At 75.1% G+C, this 1,696-nt stretch carries 1 protein-coding gene and 1 pseudogene; both read right to left on the bottom strand.

What is annotated here, in order from left to right; genetic code table 11:
- A pseudogene (locus tag ACFHYO_RS11920) lies at positions 1-479 on the bottom strand (PAS domain-containing sensor histidine kinase); the annotation flags it as partial.
- Positions 480-685: 206 nt separating this feature from the next.
- Positions 686-1,696: sigma-54-dependent transcriptional regulator (locus ACFHYO_RS11915; RefSeq protein WP_394320653.1), on the bottom strand; the 1,011-nt coding region annotated here is incomplete at its 5' end.

Genomic DNA, 1,696 nt, shown 5'->3' with positions numbered 1-1,696 from the left:
TGCCCGTCGGTCAGCACGGAGCGGATCGTGCCGTCGTCCAGCACCGGCGCGCCGCGCGAGGCGTCGTTCAGCACCCGCGCCAGCAGTTGCGCGTCGGCGCTGAGGTCGCGGCGGTGCTCGTCCTGATAGGCCTCGGCCGCCGAGAGCGAGGTCGAGACGACCTGCTGCACCCGGTCCGAGAACCAGCCCTCAAGGCCGATGTTGACGGTCAGCCCGGCAAAGAGCGCGACCAGCACCGTCGGCACCAGCGCCAGCGCGGTGAAGACGCCGACGAGGCGCATGTGCAGCCGCGAGCCCGCGGCGGTGCGGCGCGCGGCCAGCATCCCCACCATGCGTGCGGCGACGAGGCCGACGAGCAGCAGGATATAGATCAGATCGGCGAGCAGGATCAGCCGCAGCCCGCGGCTGGCGGTGCGCTCGCTCAGCGGGCCCATCACGCCATAGGTCGCCAGCGCCAGCACGGGCCCCAGCACGACCATGAAGGCGATGGCGGCGGTCTGAATGCGGCGTTGCCGGCGCAGCCGGGCCAGACGGTCCCAGGGTCGCCCCGCAAAGGCGGCAGCTTGCGCCCCGCCTGCTCTTGCCGCTGCCCGCGTCACCGCCTGCACTCGCCCTCGGTCCGCCGCTGTCACCGCGGCGTTCATGTGGCACGGGCGTAACGATTGCCCGTGTCCCTGTGACCGTTTTACATCACGCGGCGGCGGCGTGTCACCTCGATATTCAGGTCGCTCACCTTCTTGCGAAGCGTATTGCGGTTGATCCCCAGCAGTTCGGCGCAGCGCAGCTGGTTGCCTGCACAGGCGTCGAGGGCGATCTGGATCAGCGGCCGCTCGACCTCGCGCATGATCCGGTCATAGAGGCCGGGCGGCGGCAGCTGGTCGCCGTGCAGGTCGAAATAGCGCTGCAGATGCAGCTCGACCGCGTCGGTCAGCCGCCCGTCGCGGGCACCGCGCAGCTCTCCGCCCCGCGGCGTCGCCGGGCCGGCGAGGGCGGCGGTCACGTCGGCGGCCTCGATCGCGCCCTGCCCCGAGGCGGTCAGCGCCAGCCGCCGGAGCAGGTTGTCGAGCTCGCGCAGGTTGCCCGGGAACGGGTGCGCCCGCAGCGCCTCGAGCGCGCCGTCGCTCAACTCGGGCGCGGGCTGGGTGCCGGAGCGGGCGATGAGCTGGCGGGCGAGCGCCGGCAGGTCGTCGAGCCGCGCCCTGAGCGGCGGGGCGGTCAGCACGAGGCCCGCGAGGCGGTAGTAGAGGTCGGGGCGCAGCCGCCCCTCGGTCGCGTCGGCCTCGGGGTCGGGGCCGGTGGTGGCGACGAGGCGGGGGGCGCGGTGGCGCTCGGGGCCGGTCTCGGCGGCTTCGATCAGCCCGGCGATGCGGGTCTGGGCCGCGGGCTCCCACCCCGCCGGGTCCTCGAGGATCAGCGTGCCGCCCTGCGCCGCCTCGAGCCGCGCGGCGAGGCTGTCGGCGGGGTCGGCGGCGGTCAGGCGGACCAGGGGGCCGGCGCGGCGGTCGCCCAGGGCGTGGATCGCCTGGGCGAGCGTGCTGCGCCCGGTCCCTGGCTCGCCCGCGACGATCACGGCGAGGTCGGTGTTGACCACCCGCGCGACGGTGCGGAACAGCGCCTGCATCACCGGCGCGTGGCCGATGAGCAGCGCGGCGGGGTCGTCAGCGGCGGCCGGGGGCGCGGGCGGCGCGGCCGGGGC

Source organism: Paracoccus panacisoli (assembly GCF_042435015.1).
Taxonomy (GTDB): domain Bacteria; phylum Pseudomonadota; class Alphaproteobacteria; order Rhodobacterales; family Rhodobacteraceae; genus Paracoccus; species Paracoccus panacisoli.
The sequence above is the reverse complement of the archived record's forward strand: the minus strand, read 5'-3'. Positions and strand labels throughout refer to the sequence as shown.